Origin of the sequence: Cupriavidus oxalaticus (assembly GCF_004768545.1) — a bacterium.
GTDB lineage: Bacteria > Pseudomonadota > Gammaproteobacteria > Burkholderiales > Burkholderiaceae > Cupriavidus > Cupriavidus oxalaticus_A.
Genome location: NZ_CP038634.1, coordinates 315,698 through 340,945 on the forward strand (window position 1 = coordinate 315,698; position 25,248 = coordinate 340,945).

The 25,248-nt window shown below is 63.2% G+C and carries 24 protein-coding genes and 2 pseudogenes; 14 read left to right on the forward strand and 12 right to left on the reverse strand.

The features are described from left to right. The first annotated feature begins 16 nt into the window (after positions 1-16). Both E0W60_RS38010 and E0W60_RS38015 read left to right on the forward strand, forming a co-directional pair. On the forward strand, positions 17-763 hold the full coding sequence (locus E0W60_RS38010; protein WP_276609550.1) for a flavin monoamine oxidase family protein: 747 nt from the start codon (positions 17-19) through the stop codon (positions 761-763). Positions 764-782: 19 nt separating this feature from the next. Next, positions 783-1,379: a flavin monoamine oxidase family protein gene (locus E0W60_RS38015; RefSeq protein WP_276609551.1), complete on the forward strand. Its 597-nt coding sequence runs from the start codon at positions 783-785 to the stop codon at positions 1,377-1,379. Positions 1,380-1,386: 7 nt separating this feature from the next. On the opposite strand, the gene E0W60_RS01400 is transcribed toward E0W60_RS38015, so the two are convergent. Then, positions 1,387-2,046, reverse strand: a complete 660-nt coding sequence (locus tag E0W60_RS01400; RefSeq protein WP_135702772.1) for a TetR/AcrR family transcriptional regulator — start codon at positions 2,044-2,046, stop codon at positions 1,387-1,389. Between the two features lie 370 nt (positions 2,047-2,416). Here E0W60_RS01400 and E0W60_RS01405 point away from each other — a divergent pair, with 370 nt between their 5' ends. Further along, entirely contained in the window at positions 2,417-3,631 is a 1,215-nt protein-coding gene (locus E0W60_RS01405) for a porin (RefSeq protein WP_135702773.1), read from the forward strand. Positions 3,632-3,741: 110 nt separating this feature from the next. Here E0W60_RS01405 and E0W60_RS01410 read toward each other — a convergent pair whose 3' ends face one another. The 3 genes and pseudogenes from E0W60_RS01410 to E0W60_RS01420 all read right to left on the reverse strand — a co-directional run. Further along, positions 3,742-4,668, reverse strand: coding sequence for an MBL fold metallo-hydrolase (locus E0W60_RS01410; RefSeq protein ID WP_135702774.1), 927 nt, complete (start codon positions 4,666-4,668; stop codon positions 3,742-3,744). A 199-nt stretch (positions 4,669-4,867) separates the two neighbouring features. After that, a pseudogene (locus tag E0W60_RS01415) lies at positions 4,868-5,608 on the reverse strand (NAD(P)(+) transhydrogenase (Re/Si-specific) subunit beta); the annotation flags it as partial. Beyond that, a pseudogene (locus E0W60_RS01420) lies at positions 5,601-6,038 on the reverse strand (tyrosine-type recombinase/integrase); the annotation flags it as partial. The pseudogenes E0W60_RS01420 and E0W60_RS01415, both read right to left, overlap by 8 nt. A gap of 362 nt (positions 6,039-6,400) precedes the next feature. Here E0W60_RS01420 and E0W60_RS01425 point away from each other — a divergent pair. Further along, entirely contained in the window at positions 6,401-6,724 is a 324-nt protein-coding gene (locus E0W60_RS01425; protein WP_135702775.1) for a hypothetical protein, read from the forward strand. A 353-nt stretch (positions 6,725-7,077) separates the two neighbouring features. On the opposite strand, the gene E0W60_RS01430 is transcribed toward E0W60_RS01425, so the two are convergent. Further along, positions 7,078-7,254: a hypothetical protein gene (locus E0W60_RS01430; protein ID WP_240745804.1), complete on the reverse strand. Its 177-nt coding sequence runs from the start codon at positions 7,252-7,254 to the stop codon at positions 7,078-7,080. A 521-nt stretch (positions 7,255-7,775) separates the two neighbouring features. Between E0W60_RS01430 and E0W60_RS01440 the strand changes: the two genes are divergently transcribed. Continuing rightward, complete coding sequence (locus E0W60_RS01440; RefSeq protein WP_135702776.1) at positions 7,776-8,735, forward strand: TauD/TfdA dioxygenase family protein; 960 nt, start codon at positions 7,776-7,778, stop codon at positions 8,733-8,735. Positions 8,736-8,875: 140 nt separating this feature from the next. Then, positions 8,876-9,466, forward strand: a complete 591-nt coding sequence (locus E0W60_RS01445) for a 2,4'-dihydroxyacetophenone dioxygenase family protein (protein ID WP_240745805.1) — start codon at positions 8,876-8,878, stop codon at positions 9,464-9,466. On the opposite strand, the gene E0W60_RS01450 is transcribed toward E0W60_RS01445, so the two are convergent. The 5 genes from E0W60_RS01450 to E0W60_RS01470 form a co-directional block, all read right to left on the reverse strand. Beyond that, positions 9,373-10,341 carry a Bug family tripartite tricarboxylate transporter substrate binding protein gene (locus tag E0W60_RS01450; RefSeq protein WP_135702777.1) on the reverse strand — a complete coding sequence of 323 codons (969 nt, stop codon included), beginning with the start codon at positions 10,339-10,341 and terminating at the stop codon, positions 9,373-9,375. The two genes, E0W60_RS01445 and E0W60_RS01450, sit on opposite strands and share 94 nt — an antisense overlap. 69 nt (positions 10,342-10,410) lie before the next feature. Further along, on the reverse strand, positions 10,411-11,751 hold the full coding sequence (locus E0W60_RS01455; protein WP_135702778.1) for an NAD(P)H-dependent oxidoreductase: 1,341 nt from the start codon (positions 11,749-11,751) through the stop codon (positions 10,411-10,413). 32 nt (positions 11,752-11,783) lie between these two features. Beyond that, on the reverse strand, positions 11,784-13,478 hold the full coding sequence (locus tag E0W60_RS01460; protein ID WP_135702779.1) for an IlvD/Edd family dehydratase: 1,695 nt from the start codon (positions 13,476-13,478) through the stop codon (positions 11,784-11,786). Beyond that, the gene (locus E0W60_RS01465) at positions 13,471-14,406 is read right to left on the reverse strand and encodes an NAD(P)-dependent oxidoreductase (protein ID WP_135702780.1); all 936 of its coding nucleotides are present in this window, start codon (positions 14,404-14,406) and stop codon (positions 13,471-13,473) included. Before E0W60_RS01465 ends, E0W60_RS01460 begins: the two co-directional genes overlap by 8 nt. Next, a complete protein-coding gene (locus tag E0W60_RS01470; protein ID WP_135702781.1) occupies positions 14,403-14,786 on the reverse strand; it encodes a VOC family protein in 384 nt (127 codons plus the stop codon). The genes E0W60_RS01465 and E0W60_RS01470 overlap by 4 nt, the downstream gene beginning before the upstream one ends. Before the next feature lie 134 nt (positions 14,787-14,920). On the opposite strand from E0W60_RS01470, the gene E0W60_RS01475 reads away from it, so the two are divergent. The 3 genes from E0W60_RS01475 to E0W60_RS01485 all read left to right on the forward strand — a co-directional run bounded on the left by E0W60_RS01475 (position 14,921) and on the right by E0W60_RS01485 (position 16,986). After that, positions 14,921-15,835 carry a LysR substrate-binding domain-containing protein gene (locus E0W60_RS01475; protein WP_135702782.1) on the forward strand — a complete coding sequence of 305 codons (915 nt, stop codon included), beginning with the start codon at positions 14,921-14,923 and terminating at the stop codon, positions 15,833-15,835. A 159-nt stretch (positions 15,836-15,994) separates the two neighbouring features. Continuing rightward, complete coding sequence (locus tag E0W60_RS01480; protein WP_167884539.1) at positions 15,995-16,336, forward strand: YciI family protein; 342 nt, start codon at positions 15,995-15,997, stop codon at positions 16,334-16,336. Between the two features lie 428 nt (positions 16,337-16,764). Then, positions 16,765-16,986 carry a DUF1484 family protein gene (locus E0W60_RS01485; RefSeq protein ID WP_135702783.1) on the forward strand — a complete coding sequence of 74 codons (222 nt, stop codon included), beginning with the start codon at positions 16,765-16,767 and terminating at the stop codon, positions 16,984-16,986. A 7-nt stretch (positions 16,987-16,993) separates the two neighbouring features. On the opposite strand, the gene E0W60_RS01490 is transcribed toward E0W60_RS01485, so the two are convergent. Beyond that, on the reverse strand, positions 16,994-19,018 hold the full coding sequence (locus E0W60_RS01490; RefSeq protein ID WP_240745806.1) for a sensor histidine kinase: 2,025 nt from the start codon (positions 19,016-19,018) through the stop codon (positions 16,994-16,996). 26 nt (positions 19,019-19,044) lie between these two features. Then, positions 19,045-20,436 carry a sigma-54-dependent transcriptional regulator gene (locus E0W60_RS01495; protein WP_135702785.1) on the reverse strand — a complete coding sequence of 464 codons (1,392 nt, stop codon included), beginning with the start codon at positions 20,434-20,436 and terminating at the stop codon, positions 19,045-19,047. Between the two features lie 296 nt (positions 20,437-20,732). Here E0W60_RS01495 and E0W60_RS01500 point away from each other — a divergent pair, with 296 nt between their 5' ends. The 5 genes from E0W60_RS01500 (at position 20,733) to E0W60_RS01515 (ending at position 25,248) form a co-directional block, all read left to right on the forward strand. After that, complete coding sequence (locus E0W60_RS01500; RefSeq protein ID WP_135702786.1) at positions 20,733-22,184, forward strand: L-lactate MFS transporter; 1,452 nt, start codon at positions 20,733-20,735, stop codon at positions 22,182-22,184. A gap of 34 nt (positions 22,185-22,218) precedes the next feature. Beyond that, positions 22,219-22,341: an MFS transporter small subunit gene (locus E0W60_RS37305; RefSeq protein WP_198065771.1), complete on the forward strand. Its 123-nt coding sequence runs from the start codon at positions 22,219-22,221 to the stop codon at positions 22,339-22,341. A 302-nt stretch (positions 22,342-22,643) separates the two neighbouring features. Continuing rightward, positions 22,644-24,083, forward strand: a complete 1,440-nt coding sequence (locus E0W60_RS01505; RefSeq protein WP_135702787.1) for a cytochrome ubiquinol oxidase subunit I — start codon at positions 22,644-22,646, stop codon at positions 24,081-24,083. 20 nt (positions 24,084-24,103) lie between these two features. Next, positions 24,104-25,111 (forward strand): cytochrome d ubiquinol oxidase subunit II, encoded by a 1,008-nt coding sequence (gene cydB / locus E0W60_RS01510; protein WP_135702788.1) that lies wholly within the window; start codon positions 24,104-24,106, stop codon positions 25,109-25,111. A gap of 11 nt (positions 25,112-25,122) precedes the next feature. Then, positions 25,123-25,248, forward strand: a complete 126-nt coding sequence (locus tag E0W60_RS01515) for a DUF2474 family protein (RefSeq protein WP_431189862.1) — start codon at positions 25,123-25,125, stop codon at positions 25,246-25,248.

The window sequence follows — 25,248 nt, forward strand, 5'->3', positions numbered from 1 at the left end:
AGAGGCGGACTCGCAATTGCCGGGAGCATCCTTTCCCGCCCACGTATCACCTGAAACTCAAACGGAAATTCCCATGACAGATCTGTACGATGTTGCCGTGATTGGCGCTGGCTTCGCAGGCGTGACCGCTGCGCGGGACCTCAGCATGGCAGACCACTCTGTGGTACTGCTTGAAGCGCGTGACCGCATCGGCGGTCGGACTTGGTCGAGCACGGCGCTTGGCCTGGAGCTTGAACTGGGCGGCACCTACGTGCACTGGACGCAGGCGCATGTGTGGCGCGAACTCAAGCGATATGGCATCGGCCTGGCGACACCGATGCCGGTGACCAGGGCCTATTGGTACGCCGACGGCGTTGTACACGCCGGGACGTGGGAACAACTCAACCAACTGGCCACGCCGCTGGTCGCCCGCTTCTTTGCCGATGCGCGGATGCACTTTCCCCAGGTGGATGACCTGGCAGCCGCCGACGTCGGCACGATCGACAGGCAAACCATCGGCGACCGGCTTGACGCGCTTGAACTCTCGGCGCACGACCGCGACGTGCTGGTCAACGCGATGTCCATCCTGGTTTGCTCCGAACGCGAGCAAGGGCTCGCACAACTGCTGTTCTGGTGCGCGATCTGCTTCGGCAACTGGAGCGCGTTCAAGGAAATCGCCGGGCACTGGCCGATCGAGGGCGGCACCGGTCGCCTGATTGGCGCCATGAGCGCCGAATCGAAAGCCGAACTGCGCCTTCTCGACGCCAGTGGCCGCTGTCGATGACAACGGGCACGAGGTCATTGTGACCACACGCGATGGACAGCGTATCCGGTCCCGGCGAGCCGTGGTGGCATTGCCGCTGAACATGCTGAGCGAGTTTTCCGTCACGCCTGCGCTGCCGCGCCCCGTGCGCGCCATGATCGAGCAAAAAAACCCGATCATGCCCAGCAAGATCTGGGTACGGGTCAAGGGCGAGATCGAGCCCTTCGTGATCTATGCACCAGCGGGCAAGCATCCCATCAACACCGCCCATGCCGAGCGGCGCGCCGATGGCGATACGCTGGTGGTGTGCTTCTGTTCCGACAGCTCGGCGCTGGACGGCAATGACCGCGAGGCAGTACAGGAGACGCTGCGGGATTTCATTCCGGACATCGAAGTGTTGGACACGGTCTGCCAGGACTGGGCGAACGACCCGTTCTCCAAAGGAGGATGGATGCATCACCGCCCCGGCAATCTGACGCAGGCCGCGCCCTTGATGCGGCAGACCCACGGCCGCATCCATTTCGCGGGCGCGGACATAGCGCCCATCGGGGTCGGCGGCATCGACGGTGCCATCGAGACCGGCGCCAAAGCCGCCATTGACGTCGCTTGCGCCCTGCGTGGCGACCACCGGTTGTGATCCCGTGCTACGCGCGCGCCGCCCGTCCGCCGGACTTCTGCTCGCCCGGCACGGGCGCAACCAGCACCGCCAGGGCATCGATGAGCGCCCGCATTCGCTTGGGCGTGAAGCGCTTGGGTTCGATCGGGTACATCATCATCCATCCATCCCCCATGGCAACGAGCTGGTCGGTGAGGATGTCGGCCGGAATATCGTTGCGGACCGCCCCCCGTTCCTGCGCGTCCTTGACAATGGCGGCGAGCAGGCGACGATAGCGCGCGTAGCGCCTGCTGATGACTTCCGCAAACGCAGGCTCGTGTCGTCCCTGCGCCAGCAATTCCGATGTCGCCGGCCAGAACCTGGTGCTGCGGTCGGTCAGCCTGATCCAGCTTTCGAACGGCGCGAGGATGTCACCGCTTTCCCGAGCGGACTCCAGCATCGCGTCGAAACGATCGAATGCGCTTTCCATCAGCGCCACGACCAGCTCTTCCTTGTTTGCGAAGTAATAGGTCACCGCGCCGGTGGTGTAGCCCGCATGCTTCGCAACCTTGCGCAGCGATGCGTTGGCATAGCCCTCCTGTGCGATCACCGTTGATGCCGCGCGCAGCAACTCCTTGCGCTTCGCTTCGCGGTCGCCGACCGGACGACCCCGGGTTGAGACCTGCTCGATATCGTCGTCGCTTTCCATTGTCTTGTTCTGTCTCTTGAGCATTACGATCACTGGCTGCCAGCCTGGTTAGCCGCCAGATACGTGATTTTACAGAATCATCGTTATGTTTTGATTCCACGTGGCCCCTCTCCGGCTAGCTCCTCTCGGGCAAGGCCTATGCGCAGTCTGTTCCACCCAGGTAGTGTGCCGGCGTCCGCACGCCCCCACGTAGCCACACCTCTGCTCGCTCATGGTACCGCCAAGGCAGGGAATACCCGGCCTTTTTATTTAACATCACGCTCGTTATTCTAATTCACGATTTGCGCGAATCGCCGACAGATTCAGGACGAGTGCGCGGCCGATGCGCTGCATGCGGCCGCCAGGCAACTGACAAACAAGGAGATCGTTGATGGATGCATTCAGGCGCTATGCCTCTAACAAGGATGGGGCTGTGGTCACGGCGGTGCCGTGCAAACTGGCACGCGACTGGGGCAAGACGCCTGCCGTCGCACTTGCAGCATTTGGTGTCTTCGCAGGCGCGGCGCACGCCCAGTCATCCGTCACGTTGTACGGTACGCTCGACACCAACCTGGAGTTCAACACCAACTTCAAGAGCGCCGGCAGCGGCTCGGCCAATCGATACGCGCTGAACGGCGAAGGTCTGTCGGGTTCGCGTTGGGGCCTGCGCGGCGTGGAAGACCTCGGCAACGGACTGAGCAGCGTCTTCGTGCTGGAAAGCGGCATCGGCGCAGACAATGGCACCATGCAGCAAGGCGGTCGCCTGTTTGGCCGGCAGGCGTTTGTCGGCCTGCAGAGCGCCACCTACGGCAAGATCACCTTCGGTCGCCAATACACCTCTATGCTGGAGGCACTGGCCAACTTCTCGCCAGCGGCGATGTCGAGCCTGTATGAGCCCGTGATCGCCCAGATCGGACCGGTGTACCGCGAGGACAACACCGTCAAATATTCGGGCACCTTTGGTCCGGTCAGCGTCGGGGCACACTGGAGCTTTGGCACCGGCGGGAGCAGCGGCACCGTGGACCTGAGCCGCCTGGGTGGCTCGGGCGAGGTTCCGGGCCAGTTTCGCCGCGATACCGGCTTTGGCGCCCGGGCGTCCTATGCGGCGGGGCCATTCAGTGCCACCGTCACCTACGACCAGGTGAACCCGAGCATCGTCGGCAATGGCGGCTTCGCCGGTACCGGCACATTCAAAAAGGCCGCCGCAGCAGCCAGCTACGCCGTCGGTCCGGCGATCTTCATGACTGGATACCGCTGGGGCATGTCGACTGCGCCGGGGCAGACACTGACGCGCGATAACTTGTACTGGGCCGGCGTCTACTACGAGATGACGTCTGCGCTGAGCCTGACGCTGGACTACTACCACCAGACGTTCCGGTCCTCGACCTTGCCGGTGCTAAGGCCTGTCGGCAATCCGAGACAGTGGATGCTAATCGCCGACTACCGCCTCTCCAAGCGTACGGACCTGTACCTGACTACCGCTTACGCAAAGAATGCCGGCCTGTGCCTGGACACCGCTTCCATTGCGTTCAACAACGGCTATCAGCCCGCTGCTGGCAAGGACAGCATGTTCGGCGTCGCGCTGGGCATCCGCCACAACTTCTGAGCGCGACGGAAATCGTCAGACCGATGCAATCCCGATGCGGGCAGCTTCAGCAATCCGCATCGGGACATGATGCAAGGGCGGCCACTACCGAAGTGGTCCTCCCGGGTATCTCATCCCACCCGGTAGACGCCGTCTTTGTTCACCTCAACCCGCCCGTCCGCCAGCAGTTCTGCCAGATGCTGGGAAATCGTACGGGTCTCGGCATCGACTACCCATGAGCCTTGAAAGTCCGGCGGATACAGCAGCCGCAGGTCGACCAGCTGTGCCAGTGTCTTTGGCGATTCGCGCAGCAAGGTCAGCAGGCGCTGTTCGCGTTGGTCCAGCTTGGCCGCATAGGCAGCGAGATCGCGCAGGAAGTGCTCACGATCGGTATAGACGCCCCGATGATGGGAGGTAACCCACACCTTGGCCGGAACCTCGGCCAACCGTGCCAGGCTACGACGGAAGTCCCCCAGGCTGGACCCTGCATCGCCATAGTAGGGCCCGAATCCGGTCAGGTCGATGTCGCCCGTGAAAGCCACCCCCTCCGGTTCCACAAGGAGAACGGTATGGCCCGCGGTGTGCCCTGGCAGGTGGAAAGCCCGAATGCCGGTCTGCCCTAGATCCCAGCACGCACCGTCCACGTAGCCCTGCGCATCGGGCCGCGGCGCATAAAAGAATTCGCGCTGAAACCTGAGCAGGGTCTCCGATGCATACGCCGCATTACCGAAAGCGGCGACCATGCCATCCCAGCTCCTTGCCGCCGGTAAATCGCCTTCGTGCACATAGACCGATGCATCCGGTAGACGATGCAACCCAGCCATATGGTCCTCATGCACATGGCCCATCACCACCAGCTCGGTGGCGTCAAACTCGGGACCGATGTAGTTCGCGACAAGCGGCGTGTCGAAAGCCGCGCGGGTTTCGGAGCCCCGTATCAATACCTGGTTGCCGTCGGGATACTTGCCGCTCTTCTCGCCAAAGAAGACCGAGACGCGCCCGAGATCCACGCGCTGGATATGTCGATTCGTGCCGGAGTTGCTGAACGCTGTGCTCATGTCGATCATCCTCGCTGGGCAGTCTTAGCGATTTCCGCAGCCGGGGCGTTCCGGTAGCGATCAGGTCAGGCTGCGCAGCTTTGTTCTCTGTCTATTTATAGTAACACCAGTCATCAAAATAAAGATGCCCGCAAACGCGGCACAGACAGAACGTGGGATGTCGTTATAGACGTAGACGCCTTCACGCCAGGCGTCAGGGTTATGCTTCGACCGCCTTGAACATGTCCTCGACCACCTTCTTGGCGTCGCCGAACACCATCATGGTCTTGTCCATGTAGAACAGCTCGTTGTCCAGGCCGGCGTAGCCGGCCGCCATCGAGCGCTTGTTGACGATGATGGTCTTGGCCTTGTACGCCTCCAGGATCGGCATGCCGGCGATCGGCGACTTGGGATCGGTCTTGGCCGCCGGGTTGACCACGTCGTTGGCGCCCAGCACCAGCACCACGTCGGCCTGGCCGAACTCGCTGTTGATGTCTTCCATCTCGAAGACCTGGTCGTACGGCACCTCGGCCTCGGCCAGCAGCACGTTCATGTGGCCGGGCATGCGGCCCGCCACCGGGTGGATCGCGTACTTCACGGTCACGCCCTTCTCGGTGAGCAGTTCGGTCAGTTCCTTCAGGGCATGCTGCGCGCGCGCCACGGCCAGGCCGTAGCCGGGGACGATGATCACGGTCTCGGCGTTGCCCATCAGGAAGGCGGCATCGTCGGCCGAGCCGGACTTCACGTTGCGCTGCGCCTGCGCGCCGGCGGACGCGCCAGCCGACGCATCGCCGCCGAAGCCGCCCAGGATCACGTTGAAGAACGAGCGGTTCATCGCGCGGCACATGATGTACGAGAGGATGGCACCGCTTGAGCCCACCAGCGAGCCGGCGATGATCAGCATCGGGTTGTTCAGCGAGAAGCCGATGCCCGCCGCCGCCCAGCCCGAGTACGAGTTCAGCCACTTCGCTGGCGCGCAAGCCGGCGCCATAGGCGACCGCGAGCGCGGTCTGGTGCTTCAGGTTCCCAGCGGCCGCCAGCAGTCGGCCGACTTCGTCGGGACTGACTACCACGGGCAGGGTGCGTGGAATTCGTACCGGTCGCATCTTGGCCATGCGTTGCGCGTCGCCGAGCGTCACTTCAAAGAAGAACTTCAATCCGGTGATCGCGGCATTGAGCGAAACCGGGGAGATGCCGTGATCGACCAGATGGAGTTGATAGCGCCGTAGGTCCTCAGTGCTAGCCGTGTCGGGAGAGCGGCCGAGAAAGACCGCGAACCGGCGCACGGCACGGATGTATTGGGTCTGGGTCTTATCTCCAAGCTTGCGCATCCGCATGTCTTCGATCATGCGCTGGCGTAGCGGGCTGATGGTAGGCGTCGCGACTGACATGGCTGTGCTCCTGTCGAGGCTCGAGGCGAATTGCCTCGGTCCTCAACATAGGAAACAGCGCTGGCGGTTGAGTCACTTCGCGCTTGACCGGAGGGTTACCGTGTGAGCGGTTTAGTCCGTCGGCCAAAAACGGGCGCTGGCATAGCCCGCGGGCAATGACGTTTGCGTCAAGTATCGGTCATCTCGCTCCGGCGCCGGCGCCGACGCGGCACAGGCGTTGCCGTTGCAGACAAGCACAGTACGACCTACTATGGGGAGGCAGCCCGTCGCGGATTCGCCTCGGGCAGGGCCAGTTCAGGGCAGGTCGCCCCCGCCAGTCGGGTTCTACGCTTGAGTGAAGTTGATCCTCACGGGAGAAAGAAATGAGAGCGATTATTATCGCGGTAATTGCGGCCTTCGGAGCATCACTAGCACTGCCCGGCTACGCGCAAAAGGCAGTGGATCCGTATACGCAAGGGGCCAAGGGGAAAGCGGATCCATTTACGGACGGTGCGAAATCCTCAAAATTCGACCCATATACGGATGGGGCTAAGGAGTCGACCCGCACCGACTTGGCGCCGACCAAGAAGCCCGACCCGTATACCGACGGCGCGAGGGCTGGCAAAGCTGATCCTTATACCGACGGCGCGAAGGCAGGGAAGGCCGATCCGTTTACTGACGGCGCCAATAGCGGCAGCAAGCAATAGCGGAACGCGTCAACTGCGTGGCCTTCCCGGTCCGCCCGGGAAGATCAGGGAAAGCGGTGGCCCCTCGCACACAGCGGGGGGCTATTTTCGCTTCAGGCGTCACCCCATCCGTTCCGGGCCTTCCGTCGCGTCACGCTACTGAATCGCAGCAGCCGCATCTGGATCGCCGCGTCTGATTCACCACTTCCAAGACGGTCTTGCCACCAACCATCGCGATTACCGCTACGATGCCTTCGGTAAGCCCTTGTCTCGCCATCGAGGGGCGACTCGCTGGGGCGATTGGGCTACGCCGCGTACAAGGCAATGATTCCGCGAAATGCTGGTAATCAGTTCCGCATCCGACACGAGAACAGTCATCTCTCACCGCGCATATAGCGCACGCCTATCAACAGGACAACAGCCGACGCGATCCCTGCTCTTGGCAATAGCTCGAGCGCCACCGTCAGCCCTACCCGATCTGCCAGTGCTCCGGTGACGATGGAACCCGGCGCCAGGCCGAGGACGTTGTAGGCCAGGGCGAGCGTCGCCATGGCGGTGCTGTGAATCGCCTTGGGCGTCAGCCTCGCGACCACAGCAGGCGCAAGCTATATGAAGTCGCCGAACTGCTTGGATTCTCCACCGCTGGCGACTTTTCCCGCTGGTTCCGCCGGGAGTTCGGCAAGACCCCATCGGATTGGGTGGCTAACTACAGGCAGAGCATGGCCACAGCCAGGCCCCGGGTGGACCGTGGATGATCATTTGGGAGGTCCCTGACGCAGGTGTGGCTGCTTCATCGGCCCACGGCTTTCTGCCCGGTTCTCGTACCGACTAGCATCGAACGGCAAGCAAGAGCGCCAACTGCCCATTGCATGGGCGACTTGAAGGCAATTGACGGCGTGTCCCAACATGCTAAGAATTTGGCCCATAGGGCGAATCATGGAGGGGCGACAAAACCTACCATAGCTGCATCCAAGTGGATTTGATCAAGCGCCGTCGATGCGCTGGCGTGCCGAACCACCAAGGCCTGCCAACGACTCGCGCACCGCGGCCCAGACTGAGATTGGAGACAGCTATGACAGCAGCAACTACGGCGCAGAACTGGGCTACACAAGCCTCCCCTACAGCACCAGCCATCATCCGGACATCGGTGCGTCAACATTCGATCAAGGTGGAGCTTTGCACGCCGGCCATCGGCGCTGAACTCAGCAACATCAGCCTGGCCGACGCCGCCCAGGATCCTGACCTCATTGCTGAGATTCGGGCGCTGTGGCTGAAGCACAAGGTGCTGTTCTTCCGCGACCAGGACATTACCCCGCTGGAGCAGCAGGCGTTTGCCGCGCAATTCGCCGAACTCGAAGCGCACCCGCTTGCGCCGAGCCATCCGGAGGCCGACAAGCTTCTGATGCTCTATCGGAATCTGGATCCGAACAAACAGAATTTTGTCGAGAAGGCCAGCCGGGAGAATGTCTGGCATTCGGACGTGACCTACAAGAAGGCCCCTCCGCGCGGCGCAGTCTTGCGCCGCGAAATGGGACCGGAAAACGGCGGCGATACGATCTGGTCCAACATGGTAATGGCCTATGAACGCCTTCCCGACGCCATCAAGCAGCGAATTGACGGCCTGTACGCCAAGCACAGCGCCGAACATGTCTTCCTGGCTCAGTATCCGAAGGACGAACGCCACGCCGCCGCAGCAAAGAACCCCGGCAGTGAACATCCGGTCGTCCTGATCCACCCGGAGACCCAGGAAAAGGTTCTGTTTGTCAATTCGGCATTCACGACCCATTTCGTGAACTATTTCAACTTCACGGACATTAGCTACGGCCAGGACTTCATGCCCGAGTCGCACCACCTGCTGTGCTACCTGTGCTCGCAGGCCGCGATTCCGGAGTATCAGGTGCGCCTGAAATGGCGCGACAACACCGTGGCAATGTGGGACAACCTGCTGTGCCAACACTATGCCGTGGCGGACTATGGCAATGCGCCACGCAAGATGCTTCGCGCGACGCTGACAGGCACATCCCTTTCCTGATCCGGACAGTCCGCCGGAAAAACCCCTGAGAAGTCCGCCAGCCAACCCATGGCGGCGGCAAACAGCGCCTCATCCGGAACGATGTCGAGGAAGGATGAGGCTCCTCACCGCACGCGTGTTGCATCACGCGGTGTATTGAAATGCCGTCTTATTCCAAATCACTGGAGACAGTCAGGCTTTACCAACAAATCGATACTGCAGTCATCGATGGCGAATCGCTGCCGTGGGTTCCGTTCACCCCCTATTCGGACGACGTCCTGCTGAAGTACTTCAAGCTTGACCCGATTCGGGGCGAAATCATCGTGCTGATGAAGGCGCCCAAGAGCATGCAGCTTCCCAAGCACCACCATTCCGGCACCGTCGTCGTCTACACGCTGGAAGGCCAGTGGAAATACAAGGAGCACGACTGGGTTGCGGGTCCTGGCAGCGTGGTATTCGAGACCGCCGCGTCCTGCCACACGCCCGAAGTCGTCAGCACCGACGATGAAGGCGGCTACGTGGTGACGCTGGTCTCCGTGATGGGTGACCTTGTTTTTGTCGATGAGAACGACAACAAGCGCTGCATATGGAATCCCACGGAAGCTCTTCACAGTATCCCCGATGCCAGAGACCTTCCCACCTTCGGTCGTCGCAACCGTTATTCAGCGGTGATTCTTCCGTCCTTAATCACCTTCGCCCAGGTAGCGAGTTCTTGGGTCACAAATTTATCCAGAGTCGGAGGGTCCATGTAGGCAGCAAAGCCGCCCTGCTCCTCAATCTTTTTCTTGTACTCCGGGCTCTCCACGATTTTCTGAATCGATGTGGAGAGTTTCTTGACGATGTCCGGCGGCGTGCCTGCCGGCGCGAATACCGCAAACCAAGACTCCACGATGTAGCTTGGCAGACCAGCTTCAGCAGAAGTCGGGACGTCAGGCATCGAAGGGTGGCGTTTAGCCCCCGTGTAAGCCAGTGCCTTGATTTTTCCGGCCTTAACCTGTCCGATTACTGACGGCGGTGTCGTCACGAACATATCGACCTGGCCGCCGATGAGGTCGCTGACCACAGGACCAGCCCCCTTGTATGGGACATGGGTTACCGGGACCTGCGCTTGATTGCCGAACATGACGCCCGCAATATGCTGGATGGAGCCATTGCCTGATGACGCAAAGAACAAGCCTTGGTTGTCCTTCTTGCCAAACGCAATCAGGTCTCGCAGGTTCTGAGCGGGAATCTTTCCGCTGACGGCGACGACATGCGGGGCGCGCATCACCAGCGCTACAGACGCGAAGTCCTTAGGCTTCCAGCGCGCCTGGGGAAACAGCGTGGGATTGCCCACGTGATAGCCGGAGTACTGCATGAGGAGCGTGTAACCATCCGGCTTGGCTCTCGCGACAGCTTCTGTGCCAATGTTGCCGCTGGCGCCAGGCCGGTTCTCAATCACGATAGGCTGGCCGAGGTCCTTGGCGAGTTGCTCGCCAATTAGCCGCGCGACGATGTCGGTCGACCCAGCAGGTGCGCTCGGGACAATCATCGTGACCGGCTTGCTAGGGTAGGCGTCAGCTGCAAGCACCGGCCCTGCGGCCGCCAGCACGAGCGCTGTCGCGGAGATCTTCACACTCCATTTCATTCTGCGTCTCCTATTGATATATGTAAGTCGGGAAGGTCCGTCCCATCCCGGCTTCGTTCCGGTGGCCTGTCAGCTCTGGAACAGAGCTTCCATCTCTTTACGAACGCGGTAGGCTGGTTGCTCTGCATCGATGACCACGTCCTCCCACGTGAGGGACTGGTCCTTGGGCACATCCCGCCGCAGTTTCATGTGATGCGCCAGACCCAAGGGCAGACTGCCAACACGGAGCGATTCCTTTGCAGGGAACAGCTTGCCGAAGACCGTGTAACCGCCTTCGCCATCGAGCATCTCCCCTGCCTTCAGGTCCCGCTTTGCCGTGGCAACGACGTCCGCGTTAAAGTGCTGACCCACACCGGTTGACTCCCGACGCAGCCCGACGCTCGCCACAGAGATGCCGAGCTCCAGGCCAATGAGATGCCATTTCTTGTACTGGACCATGCACTGGCCGTTGGGGTCGGTGAAAACCTGGTATTCCTTGAAGCAGCGACGAATGTATTCCGTTGGTGCCTCGACGCAGACCCACACACCCTTACGGATGTCGTACCCTACGGAAGTACCGTCGGTGTTCAGCGACGACACCACATCGACCACACCCTTTTGCGACAGCACGCCGCCATCCGACTTGAGCCGCATGACGGTCGGAATCTGCTCGACGGACGCCGGTGCAAAGGTGATACCTTCGGCCTGCACATGAAGGCCGGTGGCATTTGCAATGGCAGTGCTTTCGATAGCTGGCTTGGAGCCATCGAGGAAGGCATTGAACATTTTCGAATTCATGCCGCCGATGCGTGCCTGGTCGGCCGTAACGCCCCAGTGGTCCCAGACCGTATCGGGCGTCGATTCCCGGAACTTGGGCAGCCACTTGTGCCCGCGCCCCGCGGCGATGATGGGGAACCCGCAAGTGCGAGCCCAATCGACGAGTTCGCAAGCCAAGCCTGGTTGGTCACCATAGGCCAAGGAGTAGACCACTCCAGCCTGACGGGAACGGTGGGCTAGCAGCGGACCGCAGAATGCATCGGCTTCGACCGTGACGTTGATGACATGCTTGCCATGCTTGAACGCGGCGAGGCAGTGGTCGACAGCGGCAATCGGGTTACCCGTGCATTCGATTATGATGTCAACACCCGGATGCGCCACAAGCGCTTCCCAGTCATCGCCGACGTGCGTGGCGCCCGAGGCGACCGCGTCATCCAGGGTCGCTGCTTGCGCACGGCCACGTTCCCAGCCCACGCGTTCGAGGCTGGCATGGGCGTTTGCCGGATTCAGGTCGGCAATACCAACCATGTGCACGCCTGGCGTGCGCGGCACCTGCGCCAGGTACATCGAGCCGAATTTCCCTGCACCAATAAGGCCGACGCGCACGGGGTTTCCCTGCTCGGCGCGCGCGAGCAGCTGAGGATAAAAGTTCATGGTCAATCGAGTAAGGTTGGTGACGAACGGTGTCAGCTGCGAGGCTGGGCGAGGAAGTCGAGGTCACAGCCTTCAGGGGCTTGCGTGACTGTGCGCTGATAGAGTTGCTGATAACCGCCGCGCTTCTGAGGCAGCGGCCTGCGCTCCGTAAGACGGCGTGCAATTTCGTCAGGCTCGACCAGCAAGTCGATTCTCTTTTTAGACACCGACAGGCGAATCCGATCGCCGTTGCGGACCGCTTCCAAGGGGCCGCCGGCCGCCGCCTCCGGAGAGATGTGCAGCACGATGGTGCCGTATGCGGTACCGCTCATGCGGGCATCCGAGATGCGAACAATGTCTTTCACGCCGGCCTTGGCGAGCTTCGACGGAATAGGCAGATAGCCGGCTTCTGGCATACCGGCTGCCAGCGGGCCGGCGTTCTTCAGCACTAGGATGTCATCCGCATTGACGTCCAGGTCGGGCGAATCGACACGGTTGGCCAAGTCTTCCAGGCCTTCGAAGACCACCGCGCGGCCTTCGGTTTCGAACAACGAAGGCGTGGCGGCAGCACGCTTGAAGATTGCGCCGTCCGGTGCCAGGCTGCCGTGCAGGGCAATCAGCCCGCCGACCTCGCTAACCGGCTTGTCAAACGCCCGGACGACTTTGCGGTCCACCCAGCCAACCGGTTCGTCCAGGCGCTCGCGCAGCGTCCTGCCATCCACGGTCAGGCAGTCCAGGTTCAGCAGCGGGCGCAGTTCGCGCAGCACCGCGCCCATGCCGCCTGCGGAATGGAAGTCCTCCATGTACCCATCGCCCACCGGCTTGAGGTCGACCAGCACCGGGGTTTCGTCCGAAATCTCGTTCAGGCGTTGCGGGCTGATACGGATGCCGAGGCGGCCGGCAACGGCCGTGAGGTGGATGATGGCATTGGTGGAACCGCCCAGCGCCATCAGGACGCGGAAGGCGTTTTCGACCGACTGCTCGGTCATGATTTGCGAAGGCACGATTGGCGAACGCGCCAGTCGCACTGCAGCCCGTCCACTCTCTTCAGCGGCCACCAAACGCTGCGAGTCGACTGCAGGAATCGCCGCGGTGCCTGGCAATGACATGCCGAGCGCTTCCGCAATGCACGCCATCGTACTGGCGGTACCCATGACGGCACAGGTGCCGGCAGTGGTGGCCAGACGTGTTTCGACCATCTGGATTTCTTGCTGGTCAATCTCTGCGGCTCGGAACTTGCCCCAGAAGCGACGGCAATCCGTGCATGCGCCGAGCCGCTCGCCCTTGTGGCGACCCGTTGACATCGGGCCAGTCACCAGTTGGATGGCGGGGCGATTGGCAGAAGCAGCGCCCATCAGCTGAGCCGGCACGGTCTTGTCGCAGCCACCAATCAGGACGACGGCGTCCATCGGTTGGGCGCGCACCATTTCCTCGACGTCCATCGACATCAGGTTGCGGTACACCATGCTGGTCGGGTTGAGGAACACTTCGCCCAGGGACACCGTGGGGAACATGCGCGGCAAGCCACCTGCCGCGAGCACACCGCGCGATACCGCTTCTACGAGTTGTGGCATGTAGCGGTGACAGTTGTTGAAATCGCTGGGCGATGCCGCGATGCCGACAACCGGTTTCGAAAGCAACTCTCCCGAGATACCCATCGAATGCGCCATCGAGCGGCGCAGGTAACGCGCGAAATCCCGGTCGCCGTAGTTTGTCAGGCCATTGTCTAGGCCAAGCGGTTCAGCCATGTTCTTTCTCCATCTGGGGTGCTGCGGCGCTGAACTGCACGGCAAGCATGTCTTCAAAGAAACGCGTCATTGCGCCCTTGTCGCTGGTGCCGTGGCCGGCCAACAGACTCATCTGATATGTGGCGGTAGCGGCGGCAAGCACAGGCATCGGGATGCAATGGCGAGCGCCTAACTCGGCCGCGCTGACCAGGTCCTTGTAGGCCGCCTTGAGCGGATAGCCGTCGCTGAAGTGGCGTGCCAGGATGCGGGGCAGGAAGAATTCCGATGCGTAGCTACGCCCCGTGCCGCTGTTGATGACTGACGCAATCTTCTCGGGGTCCAGCCCCATCTTCCGGGACATGGGAAGAATCTCTGCGAGAGCGGCGCAGTTGATATCGAATAACAACTGGTTCACGAGCTTCGTCAGCTGTCCGCTACCTGCGTCACCCATGTACAGGACGTTGTTGCCCATGCGCTCGAGCCACGGCTTCACCGTTTCAAAGGTCTGTTCCGCCCCGCCGCACATGACAGTCAATGTGCCGGCTTCAGCCCGCGATTGCATTCCCGACACCGGCGCATCGAGGAACACGATGCCGGCAGCAGTAAGACGTGCATGAATATCCATCGTCGCACCGTGCTCCATCGTGCTGGTATCGACAACGATGGAACCCGGACGAAGCAGCGTTGCCAATCCACCGTCGCCAAATAGCACATCCAGCACGGCAGCGGTGCCTGGCAGACTCAGGAACACAATTTTGGCGTCGGCCAGGCCGGCCAGATTGTCGGCTGTCGTAGCGCCAGCTTCCTGCAGCTCCCGATACGGGTCCTGCACTTTTGACGTGACGCGCAGGTCCGTGTCGGCATGAATCAGGTTAAGAGCCATTGGCTTGCCCATCTGGCCGAGGCCAACGAAGCCAACAATGGTGCGCTCGGAATTTGCGGCACTCATGCGTCGGCCCTCTCGGAGATTTCAATCAGATTCAGGTCGGGGTCGCGCAGGTAAATCGAACGCAGGCGGTAGTTCGCGCCGGTACGGGCGACCGGCCCTTCGATAATGCGAGCGCCCCGCGCATTCAGTTTCGCGATGACTTCATCGAGCGGAATCGCCGCGATAAAGCAGAGGTCCAGGGCGCCAGGCACGGGAAGATGGGCCTTCGGCTCGAATTCCTTGCCCTTCACATGCAGATTGATTTTCTGCTCGCCGAACTTGAAGGCTTTGCGGCCTTCTGCGAAGGTCTCGAGGGTCATCCCCAACAGACCGACGTAGAAATCGACACATGCTTCCTCGTTGCTGGTCGTCAAGACCAGATGGTCCAAGTGATGAATCACCAGCGTCTCCTTCTTGCGATTTTGCGATGACCTCGAATGTATGCGCACGAATAGGAGAGGAGGAATTCCTAATTTCGCATGGAGCCTTCGCATTTTGCGAAGCCGGTCGCTTGCCAGACTGATAAAGTGCCTACATGCCACAGAACTTCATCAATCCCGCTCGCGTCGATTTCGTCACTCTGCGTTTGTTCTGTGCCGTGGCACAGACCGGCAGCATCACCAAGGGTGCCGAGCGGTGTAACTTGGCGCTATCGGCCGCAAGCAGGCGGATTTCGGACTTCGAAACCGCCTCTAACGCAGTCCTGATGGAGCGGAATGCCCACGGCATTCGGCTGACGCCCGCTGGTCACGTTGCGCTTCAGCACGCGATGCGTCTTTTTCAGGGATTCGAGCTTTTCAGTAATGAGCTCAGCGAGTACTCAAGCGGTTCTCGGGGACACGTTCGGCTTTGGGCGAACATGTCCGCCCTGGTCGAATTTCTTCCATCTGCACTAGAAAGCTTTTTGCACCTTTACCCCGACACCCGTGTCGAGGTCGAAGAGCAACTCAGCGGTGACATCGTCCGTGCAATCGTGGAAGGACTGGCAGACGTAGGCATCTTCGTCGAGGGTCCACCAACGCACGGTCTGAACGTCATCCCCTATCAAACTGACCGGCTCGTTGTACTTTGCTCGAAGACGCACCCGTTGGCGGGGGTGGACGAAATCGACTTCCGAAGCTGTCTTTCCTATGACTTCGTGGGCCTGAATCGAGGCAGTTCGCTGCTTAACACCATCTCTAGCGCGGCACATGACATTGGCTTTCCGTTGCGGCTGCGCATCCAGGTTCGAAGCTTTGACGCCATGTCCGAAATGATTGCTTCTAATCTGGGGATAGGTGTACTTCCGCTCGGCGCATGCTTTCGAAAGCTCGAGCCGTGGGGTCTGAAAGCCGTTCGGCTTGTAGATGACTGGGCAGAGCGGAGGCTGCTTATCGCCACGAGCGCCTCCCGCGCTCTGTCCGGTTCAGCTGCCCTTCTTGTCGAGCATCTGAGTAAGACGCCTGACTGAATTGCTGCCGTCCGATAGGCCACTCTGCAAGATCAACGGCTTACATGCTCGGAATCTGCACGTGTTAGAGCGCATCATCCGTATTAGGGCGCGTTACACATCAACCCATAACAGGCTAGGCCTCCCAAACAGCACCAACCTCAACCGAAGGATGGAACGATGACGAAATACCTTATCTCCTTTCCTGGAAGGGCGATGCAAGTCCCCGCCGAGGACTTTGCCGCCGTGGGCGAAGCTGCGCACGAGGTCATACGCGAGGCGAAGGCTGCAGGCGTGTACGTGTTCGGTGGTGGTATCAACGAGGATGTCGCACCACTCATGGTCGCCTCAGACGGCACGGTCACAAACGAAACCTATCCCCAGACGAAGGAGTTCGACGGTGGCTTCTGTGTCCTGCAGCTCCCGTCGCGCGAAGCCGCCATCCTGTGGGCTGCAAAGATCGCCAAAGCCTGCCGCTGCTCGCAGGAACTCCGCGAGTTTGGGTATGACCCCGAGAGCTGACGGGCAGGGCCCGTACCCACTGCGAGCGAAGACACTCTCCCGCATCTACTTTCCTCATCGCCATGAACTTCAGTCAGGCAATAGCCGAGTCCGGTTGCAGAGCTGCCGCCGGAAGCCGCTTTCCGTTGAACCCAAAGGAAGCTTGCGAATCGTCTGATCGTCATCCCCAACTGAAAAGGGAAAACTAAGGCCATCACCGAGACAACGGTGATCGGGCGTCGAAACCCGCTTTCACCAACGGATGGTCGCTCAGGCGACCATCCTCAAACGCACGCGCGCGTCGCTTCACAATGGCGGGCCGGGCGGGGCAGCCAATCAGGCTGGCCGGTGTTCGTTGGTGAGCCGGTATTTCGACCCCCGCTGTCAGGCCCGCCACCCCTCAAGCAATTGCATCAGGCGGGTCTCCTAACCTTCTTCAGGAGAACGCAATGCAAGAGAAAGCCCGTCAACAGCGCGAAGCCATTATCGTCGGCATTCCGGCAGAAACACTTGAATCGCTCGACCGGATCAAGGCCGGCCTGGGTAGCGTCCTGTCGCTGCTGGAAGTGGAAAGCGAGCGCTTGCAGGCATGCCACGGCGTACACTGCCTGCTGGCAATGATCAAAACGCAACTTGATCTGATGGCAGAGGAGTTGTGTCCCGTGGCGTGAGTCGTCATCACCCTCGGCCATCCGCCTCTGGCTGCGCCGCAGACCCGTCTTCGCGCAGCCAGACGATGAACTCGGCACCCTGCCCCACCGTGCTTTCCACCGTAATGCGGCCACCATAGCGCTCTACCAGCGCATAGCTGATGGACAGGCCGAGGCCGGTCCCCATCTGCTTCTTGGTGGTGAAAAACGGATTGAACAGGTTGGGCAGGTCTTCCTCGCGGATGCCGCGGCCCGTGTCGCGCACATGCAGCGTCACGCCGTGCCCTTCCCAGTCGCGCGTGGCCAGCGTAAGGATGCCGCCCTCCGGCATGGCGTGGATGGCATTGGTCACCAGGTTGACGATGACCTGCTGCAGTTCGCTGCGGCTGATGCGCACGCGGCGTGTGGCCTGGCAGGCCAGTTCGACCCGGATGGCCGCGTCCTTCAGCATATGCCGGACCAGGTCCACGCAGCCGGCCGCGACCTCGCCCACATCCAGGCGCTCGGTATTGCCGGCGTAGGCCTCCGGCCGGACAAACTGCAGCAGCCGGTTGGTCAGCAGGTAGATGCGTCGCACCTGCTCGTCGATCAGCCGCAATTCATGCCGGACCGGCTCCGCGGCCGGGCCGAGAATATCGCGGGCCACGTCCAGGTTGCCCTGGATCACCGCAATCGGATTGTTGATCTCATGGGCCACGCCCGCGGTAAGCTGCCCCGCGAGCGCAAGCTTTTCCGAGGTAATCAGCTGCTGCCGGGTCGCGCGCAGCACCGCGTTCGCATCCTCGAGCTCGCGGGTCCGCTCGGCGACCTTGCCGTCTAGCGAGTCCGCCCAGTCCCTGAGCTCGGCATTGCGCTGCTGCACGTCCGACAGCAACCGGTCGAACTGGCCAGCGAGCTGGCCCAGTTCATCCTCGCTGCGCACCGGGCCGACGCGCGCGTTGTCGTTGCCGGCCTCGAGCGCGCGCATGGTGCCGACCATCTGCGTCATCGGCGTGAACACGCGCCTGGCCCACAGCAGCGAGAATAGCGCTCCCGCCACGGCCAGCAGCAGGAACAGGCCCACCAGCACGCCCAGCGCGAGGTCCTTGGCCTGGCTGATCGGCCTGGCCAGGTAGCCCACGTAGAGCATGCCGATGCGCTGGCCGCGGCTGTCCACGATAGGCTCATAGGCGCTCATGTACCGGTCGTTGACCACGAAGGCCAGGTCCAGCCATTTTTCGCCACGCGTGAGCACCTTGTCCCGCACCTCGCGGGAGACGCGCGTGCCCAGGGCCCGCTCGCCATGGAACAGCCGCACATTGGTGGCAATGCGCGTGTCGTCCAGGAACAGGGTCGCCGTGCCCTGGCTGCCACGGGGCAGGGATTCCGGCTGGTAGACCAGTGCGTTGATCGCGTCGATAAAGCCGAGGTTGTGGTTCAGCAGCGTACCGCCGTGCAGGATCGCCACCAGCTTGCCCGCCGCATCGAACACCGGCGCCGCCGCGTGCACCACCATGCCACGGGATTCCATGGTCCTGTCGGTCGGCGCCGCATTGGCGGTGGCGCGCAGCGTTACCTGGGCGCGCCTGGCAAGGTCGCCGGAGACGGCAGCCAGCTGCGCGGCGGACCAGGCGTCGGTGGCGGCATCCGGGCGGCCGGCCGCGGCGCTTTCCACCACGCGCCAGCCGGCGTAGTCCATACCCGCCGCACCCGCCGGCGCAGCGGCAAGCAGCCGCCCTTTGGGATCGAGCAGTTGCAGGAAGTCGAGGCCGTGCGTACGCCGCGCGTCGGCCAGGATGGCGGGCATGGCGCTGCCGCGGCCAAGACCGTCCACCAGGGCATAGGATCTGGCCTCCTGCAGGACGCGGTCTTTCATGCCGCCGACCATGTGCTCGAAGTACTCGTGGGCGACCAGCAGGTCGCTGTTGACCTTGTAGGCCAGCAAGGCCTGGAACGTGCGATTGCCCCACAGCGCCATCAGCAGCAGCAGCGCCACCAGCGCCACCAGCAGGGGCGCGACCACGATGGACACCAGCTTGGCGCGCAGCGAGGCGCGATAGCGGCGCAGCAGCATTGAGGGCGCTGAGGGCGTTGAGGGCTTCAAGCGCGCAGGCCCCACTGCAGGCATTTGCGGTCCAGCGTGCGGCGCGAGATGCCGAGCCGGCGCGCGGCTTCCACGCGATTGCCGCCCTCCGCCGCCAGCACCTGCAGGATGTGCCGGCGCTCGACGGCTTCGAGCAGGGTGGCGTCGTCGGCGGCTGCGTCATGCGTCGGCGGCGTATCCGCGTCACGCGGCTCGGCGGCATGGGCCAGCAGTTCGACCGGGTACTCGCCCAGGATCAGCGCCCGCTCCACCAGGTTGCGCAGCTCGCGCGCATTGCCTGGCCAGTCATAGGCCTTGAGCAGGCACACCAGCGACGGCGACAGCGGCACCGGCGGCAGCCCCAGCTGCGCCGACAGCTGCTCGGAGAAATGCTCGGCCAGCGGCACCACGTCTTCCGGCCGCGTGCGCAGCGGCGGGATGGTCACGGCGACCACGTCGAGCCGGTAGAACAGGTCCTGGCGGAAGCGCCCCGCGGCGACTTCGTTGGCCAGGTTGCGGTTGCAGGCGGCAACGATGCGCACGTCCACCGCGATCTCGCGCTCGGTGCCGAGCGGGCGGATGCGCCGGTCCTCGATGACGCGCAGCAGCTTGGCCTGCATCGCCAGCGGCAGTTCCGAGATCTCGTCCAGGAACAGCGTGCCGCCATCGGCATAGAGGAACAGCCCGTGGCGCGCGCCGGCCGCGCCGGTGAAAGCGCCCTTGGCGTGGCCGAACAGCTCGCTTTCGATGATCTCGGGCGCCATCGCGCCGCAGTTCAGCGGCACGAACTGGCCCTGGCGGCCGCTGAGCCGGTGCAGCTCGCGCGCCACCACTTCCTTGCCGGTGCCGGACTCGCCCGTCACCAGCACCGTGGACGGCATCGGTGCGACCCGCGCGACCAGCGCCATCAGCTTCTTCATGGCTTCGGACTCGCCGATGAAGTCCTTGTGGATGGTGTACTTGTCCAGCTCGCGGCGCAGCAGGTAGTTCTCGCGCGCGAGCCGGGCCTGGTTGAAGCAGCGCCGGATGGCGTTGAGCACCTGGTCGACGCGGAACGGCTTGACGATGAAGTCCGCCGCGCCGGAGCGCAGCGCGGCAATGGCCGTGTCCATGTCGGCGAAGGCCGTCATCAGGATGACGTCGGCGGGATTGCCGGCTGCGCGCAATGCCTGGAGCCACTCCATGCCGCTGGCGCCGGGCAGCGCCACGTCCAGCAGGATCAGGTCCACATGGCGCTGCTCCAGCAGCGCGGCGCCCGCTTCGGCGCTGTCGGCCGTAAGCACGCTGCCCACCTTGCCTTCCAGCGCCCGCGACAGGAACGAACGCATGCCGGCCTCGTCGTCCACCACCAGGATCGTGCGGCGCTGCCAGTTATCGGCTTCGGCGGCGTTGCTTTGTCGTTCGCTCATCACTTTGGTTGTTGCGGTGCAGGCGGAGAGTCTAGCGACTGTGCCCGATCCGCCTGTATTGGGGTTAAACCGACCCGACCGTGCGCGGCGGCGGCCGTGGATGGACATTTTGACCCGCACGCCGGGCCCGTGCCCGGACATTTTGTCCAATGGCCCGCCCTTCCGGAAGGCCGCTTGCCGCAACCCATTGATGGCAAACGGTATCGGCCACCGGCACAGCTCTTGCTGAACGACGCGCCTCAGCCCGGCGCACCCGCGCAACAAGAGGCTGCCACTTCCAGGTAGGAGACAACTTCATGTCCTATTCCGCGCAAGCGCAAACACCCGCCAAGCAGGAGCAACACCGTTCCGGGCCATCGCAAGGACCATCGCCATCGCGGCCAGCATCGCGGCCATCGCCCTTCTCCAAGGAAGCGATCATCGCCCGGCCGGGCTTCAACCGCTGGATGGTGCCGCCCGCCGCGCTGGCGGTGCACCTGTGCATCGGCCAGGCCTACGCGTTCTCGGTCTTCAACGAACCGCTGACACGGATCATCGGCGTCACGAGCGCGGCGCCGGGCGACTGGCAGCTGACCACGCTGGGCTGGGTGTTCTCGCTGGCGATCTTCTTCCTTGGCATCTCGGCCGCGTTCGCGGGCAAGTGGCTGGAGAAGGTCGGGCCGCGCCGCACCATGTTCACGGCCGCATGCTGCTTCGGCGGCGGCTTCCTGGTGTCGGCGGCGGGAATCTGGCTGCACCAGATCTGGATGCTGTACCTGGGCTACGGCGTGCTGGGCGGGATCGGGCTCGGGCTTGGCTACGTGTCGCCGGTGTCCACGCTGATCCGCTGGTTCCCCGACCGCCGCGGCATGGCCACCGGGATGGCGATCATGGGCTTCGGCGGCGGCGCGATGATCGGCGCGCCGCTGTCGGTCGCGCTGATGAACCACTTCAAAAGCGCCACCAGCGCGGGCGTGGCCGAGACCTTCCTGGTCATGGGCGTGATCTATTTCATCTCGATGTCGCTTGGCGCGCTGGCGATCCGCATCCCGGCCCCGGGCTGGGCGCCTGCCGGTTTTGTGCCCAAGGCCAAGGCGAGCAAGATGGTCACGCACGCCAACGTGCATATCGACCAGGCGCTGAAGACGCCGCAGTTCTACCTGCTATGGCTGATCCTGTTCCTGAACATCACGGCAGGCATCGGCGTGCTGGGCCAGGCAGCGGTGATGATCCAGGAAACCTTCAAGGGCACCATCACCGCCGCGGCCGCGGCCGGCTTCGTCGGCCTGCTCAGCATCGGCAACATGACGGGACGCTTCCTGTGGAGCTCCGCCAGCGACTACTTCGGCCGCAAGCTGACCTACGCCATCTTCTTCGCCTTCGGGGCCGCGCTCTACCTGGCCGTGCCGGCGATCGGCGCGGCCGGCAACGTGGCGCTGTTCGTGGCCTGCTATTTCCTGATCCTGACCATGTACGGCGGCGGCTTCAGCACCATTCCGGCGTACCTGGCCGACATGTTCGGTACCGCGTACGTGGGCGGCATCCATGGCCGCCTGCTGACCGCATGGGCCGCCGCCGGCATTGCCGGACCGGCGCTGGTGAACTACATCCGCGAGTACAAGCTGGCGCTGGGCGTGCCCAGGTCAGAGGTCTACGTCGACACCCTGCACATCATGGCGGGACTGCTGGTGGTGGGCTTCGCCTGCAACCTGCTGATCCGGCCGGTGCATGCGCGGCACCACCTGCGCGAAGCGGCCAGCGCGGCCTGACTGGGCCTGCCATCAAGAACACAGGAGACAAACCATGGAAAACGGCCGCACTTTCGGCAAGACACTGCTGCTGCTCGCGTTCTGGACCTATGTGCTGATCCCGCTGGGCGCGGGCATCTGGTCGACCCTCGGCAAGGCCATGACGCTGTTCAGCTGAGCAACCGCGCAGGCTGTCCGCTGCAGCACGCTCCGTGCTTGCGGCGGCGCCCGATGCGATTGCCCCTGGCTCCGGGCCCGTCGATGCCGCGGGATCCATCCCGGCCTGTGATCCCGCGCAACGGCGCTATCTGTACTGGTGGCGCCCACGCGCCTGGCCAGCGTCGCCCCGGCCCGAACAACTGAGCTTGAACGGTTCCCCCAGAACTGTATCCCTGGCGGGCAGGCTGTCACCCGTACCCTTGTCCGTAATGTCGCGGTACGGCCCATCTGCCGGCGGCGCCCCCCACGGAGAGCACCTCAATGCACGGACTCACAGCCCTGGACCTTGCCCGAATCCAGTTCGGGTTCACGGTTTCCTTCCACATCTTATTTCCCGCCATCACTATCGGGCTGGCCTGCTTCCTGGCATTCCTGGAAGCGCGCTGGCTGCAGACCCGGGACACCGTCTACCGGACCCTGTACCAGTTCTGGATCAAGATCTTCTCGCTGAACTTCGGCATGGGGGTCGTCTCCGGCCTGGTCATGGCCTATGAGTTCGGCACCAACTGGTCGGGCTTCTCGCAGTTTGCCGGGGGCGTCACCGGCCCGCTGCTGACCTACGAGGTGCTGACCGCCTTCTTCCTGGAGGCGGGCTTCCTTGGCGTGATGCTGTTCGGCTGGAACCGCGTCGGGCCGGGGCTCCATTTCTTCTCGACGGTGATGGTGGCGCTCGGCACCATGATTTCCTCCACCTGGATCCTGGCGTCCAACAGCTGGATGCACACGCCCGCCGGCTACGTCATCGTTGCCGGCAAGGTGGTGCCGACCGACTGGCTGGAGGTGATCTTCAACCCGTCGTTCCCCTACCGCCTCGCCCATATGGTCATCGCCGCGCTGCTGTCCACGGCGCTGTTCGTGGCGGCGTCGTCGGCCTGGCAGCTGCTGCACGGGCGCGCCGTGCCCGCCGCGCGCAAGATGCTGTCGCTGGCGATGTGGATGGTGCTGGTCACCGCGCCGATCCAGGCGATGGTGGGCGACGCCCACGGCCTGAACACGCTGGAGCACCAGCCCGCCAAGATCGCGGCGCTGGAGGGGCACTGGAACACGGCCGCGAAGGATGACAAGAACGGCTTTCCGCTGATCGTGTTCGGCATCCCCGACATGGAGCGCGAGGAAACCCGCTACGCCATCGAGATTCCGCGCCTGGGCAGCCTGATCCTGACGCACACCCTTGACGGGCAGATCCGCGGCCTGAAGGACTTCCCCAAGGAAGACCGCCCCAACGCCACCGTGCTGTTCTTTACCTTCCGCACCATGGTGGGCCTGGGCGTGGCGATGATCGGCTTCGGCCTGCTGGGATGGATACTGCGCCGCAACGGCGCGATGTACCGGTCCAGGGCGTTCCTGCGCCTGGCCGTGGCGATGGGCCCCACCGGCCTGATCGCGCTGCTGGCCGGCTGGATGACCACGGAGATCGGGCGCCAGCCGTGGGTGGTGTACGGGTTGCTGCGTACCCGGGACGCCGTGTCGGCGCATGCGGCCGGCCCGGTGGCGCTGTCGCTGGCGCTGTTCGTGGTGGTCTATTTCGTCTGCTTCGGCGTCGGCATCCGCTACATGCTCAAGCTGGCCAGCGCCGGCCCCGCCCCTGACGCACATCCGCATGAGGCACCGTCCTACGGCCCCGGCAGCGTCGTTCCCGCCGCCATCGCCGCGGCTTCCGAACCCCACGCGATGGCCCGCCACGGCCGCCGCGATTCCTGAACACTGAACAGGTGATCGACATGGGTATCAACCTTCCCGTTATCTGGGCCGCCCTGATCTTCTTCGGCGTGATGATGTACGTCGTCATGGACGGCTTCGATCTTGGCATCGGCATCCTCTTCCCCTTCGTCGGCGACCGCCATGACCGCGACGTGATGATGAACACCGTGGCGCCGGTCTGGGACGGCAACGAGACCTGGCTGGTGCTGGGCGGCGCGGCGCTGCTGTGCGCCTTCCCGCTGGCCTACTCGGTGCTGCTGACCGCGTTCTACCTGCCGCTGATGTTCATGCTGCTGGGACTGATCTTCCGTGGCGTGGCCTTCGAATTCCGCTTCAAGGCCAGCGACCGCAGCCGCCCGTACTGGGATGCCGCCTTCACGTGGGGCTCGGTGATGGCCGCGTTCTTCCAGGGCGTGACGCTGGGCGCCTATATCGATGGCATTGCCATGGATGGCACCACCTATGCCGGCGGCGCGCTGGACTGGCTGGCGCCGTTCCCGATCTTCGCGGGCGTGGGCGTGGTGATCACGTACGCCTTCCTGGGCGTCACCTGGCTGATCATGAAGACCGAGGGCCGGCTGCAATGGACCATGCTGCGCGTGACCAACGTGCTGACGGGCGTGATGGTGGCCATGATCGCGGCGGTGAGCGTGTGGACGCCGCTGACGCATCCGGGCATTGCCGAGCGCTGGTTCGCGCTGCCCAACCTGTTTTTCTTCCTGCCGGTGCCGCTGCTGGTGCTGGTCGCGGCCGCCGGCATCTACCGCTCGCTGCACCAGCAGCCGAACGTGGCGCCGTTCCTGTACGCGCTGCTGATGATCTTCATGGGCTATACCGGGCTGGCCATCAGCATCTGGCCCAATATCATCCCGCCGTCGATCTCGATCTTCGATGCGTCGTCGGCCCCGCAAAGCCAGGGCTTTGCGCTGGTCGGCACGCTGTTCATCGTGCCGATCATCCTGGCCTACACGTCCTGGTCCTACTATGTGTTCCGCGGCAAGGTCAAGCGCGGGGAGGGGTACCACTGATGGCCAGGCTCATGCGTTCGCGGCTCGCGTCGCGGCTGGGCTGGCTGCTGGCCCTGTGGCTGGCGGGCGTCGGCACGGTCTTCGTGTGCGCCAGCCTGATGCGGCTGCTGATGCGGGCGGTCGGGTTGTCGGGCTGA

Coding starts and splice junctions, on each gene's coding strand:
- E0W60_RS01495 (WP_135702785.1), bottom strand. CDS start 20,436: ATGAGCGAACGACAAAGCAACGCCGCCGAAGCCGATAACTGGCAGCGC.
- E0W60_RS01465 (WP_135702780.1), bottom strand. CDS start 14,406: ATGAGTGCCGCAAATTCCGAGCGCACCATTGTTGGCTTCGTTGGCCTC.
- E0W60_RS01410 (WP_135702774.1), bottom strand. CDS start 4,668: ATGAGCACAGCGTTCAGCAACTCCGGCACGAATCGACATATCCAGCGC.
- E0W60_RS01455 (WP_135702778.1), bottom strand. CDS start 11,751: ATGAACTTTTATCCTCAGCTGCTCGCGCGCGCCGAGCAGGGAAACCCC.
- E0W60_RS01500 (WP_135702786.1), top strand. CDS start 20,733: ATGTCCTATTCCGCGCAAGCGCAAACACCCGCCAAGCAGGAGCAACAC.
- E0W60_RS01445 (WP_240745805.1), top strand. CDS start 8,876: ATGCCGTCTTATTCCAAATCACTGGAGACAGTCAGGCTTTACCAACAA.
- E0W60_RS01505 (WP_135702787.1), top strand. CDS start 22,644: ATGCACGGACTCACAGCCCTGGACCTTGCCCGAATCCAGTTCGGGTTC.
- E0W60_RS01475 (WP_135702782.1), top strand. CDS start 14,921: ATGCCACAGAACTTCATCAATCCCGCTCGCGTCGATTTCGTCACTCTG.
- E0W60_RS01405 (WP_135702773.1), top strand. CDS start 2,417: ATGGATGCATTCAGGCGCTATGCCTCTAACAAGGATGGGGCTGTGGTC.
- E0W60_RS01490 (WP_240745806.1), bottom strand. CDS start 19,018: ATGCTGCTGCGCCGCTATCGCGCCTCGCTGCGCGCCAAGCTGGTGTCC.
- E0W60_RS01485 (WP_135702783.1), top strand. CDS start 16,765: ATGCAAGAGAAAGCCCGTCAACAGCGCGAAGCCATTATCGTCGGCATT.
- E0W60_RS01440 (WP_135702776.1), top strand. CDS start 7,776: ATGACAGCAGCAACTACGGCGCAGAACTGGGCTACACAAGCCTCCCCT.
- E0W60_RS01480 (WP_167884539.1), top strand. CDS start 15,995: ATGACGAAATACCTTATCTCCTTTCCTGGAAGGGCGATGCAAGTCCCC.
- E0W60_RS01450 (WP_135702777.1), bottom strand. CDS start 10,341: ATGAAATGGAGTGTGAAGATCTCCGCGACAGCGCTCGTGCTGGCGGCC.
- E0W60_RS01430 (WP_240745804.1), bottom strand. CDS start 7,254: ATGGCGACGCTCGCCCTGGCCTACAACGTCCTCGGCCTGGCGCCGGGT.
- E0W60_RS01515 (WP_431189862.1), top strand. CDS start 25,123: ATGCGTTCGCGGCTCGCGTCGCGGCTGGGCTGGCTGCTGGCCCTGTGG.
- cydB (WP_135702788.1), top strand. CDS start 24,104: ATGGGTATCAACCTTCCCGTTATCTGGGCCGCCCTGATCTTCTTCGGC.
- E0W60_RS01460 (WP_135702779.1), bottom strand. CDS start 13,478: ATGGCTGAACCGCTTGGCCTAGACAATGGCCTGACAAACTACGGCGAC.
- E0W60_RS37305 (WP_198065771.1), top strand. CDS start 22,219: ATGGAAAACGGCCGCACTTTCGGCAAGACACTGCTGCTGCTCGCGTTC.
- E0W60_RS01400 (WP_135702772.1), bottom strand. CDS start 2,046: ATGGAAAGCGACGACGATATCGAGCAGGTCTCAACCCGGGGTCGTCCG.
- E0W60_RS01425 (WP_135702775.1), top strand. CDS start 6,401: ATGAGAGCGATTATTATCGCGGTAATTGCGGCCTTCGGAGCATCACTA.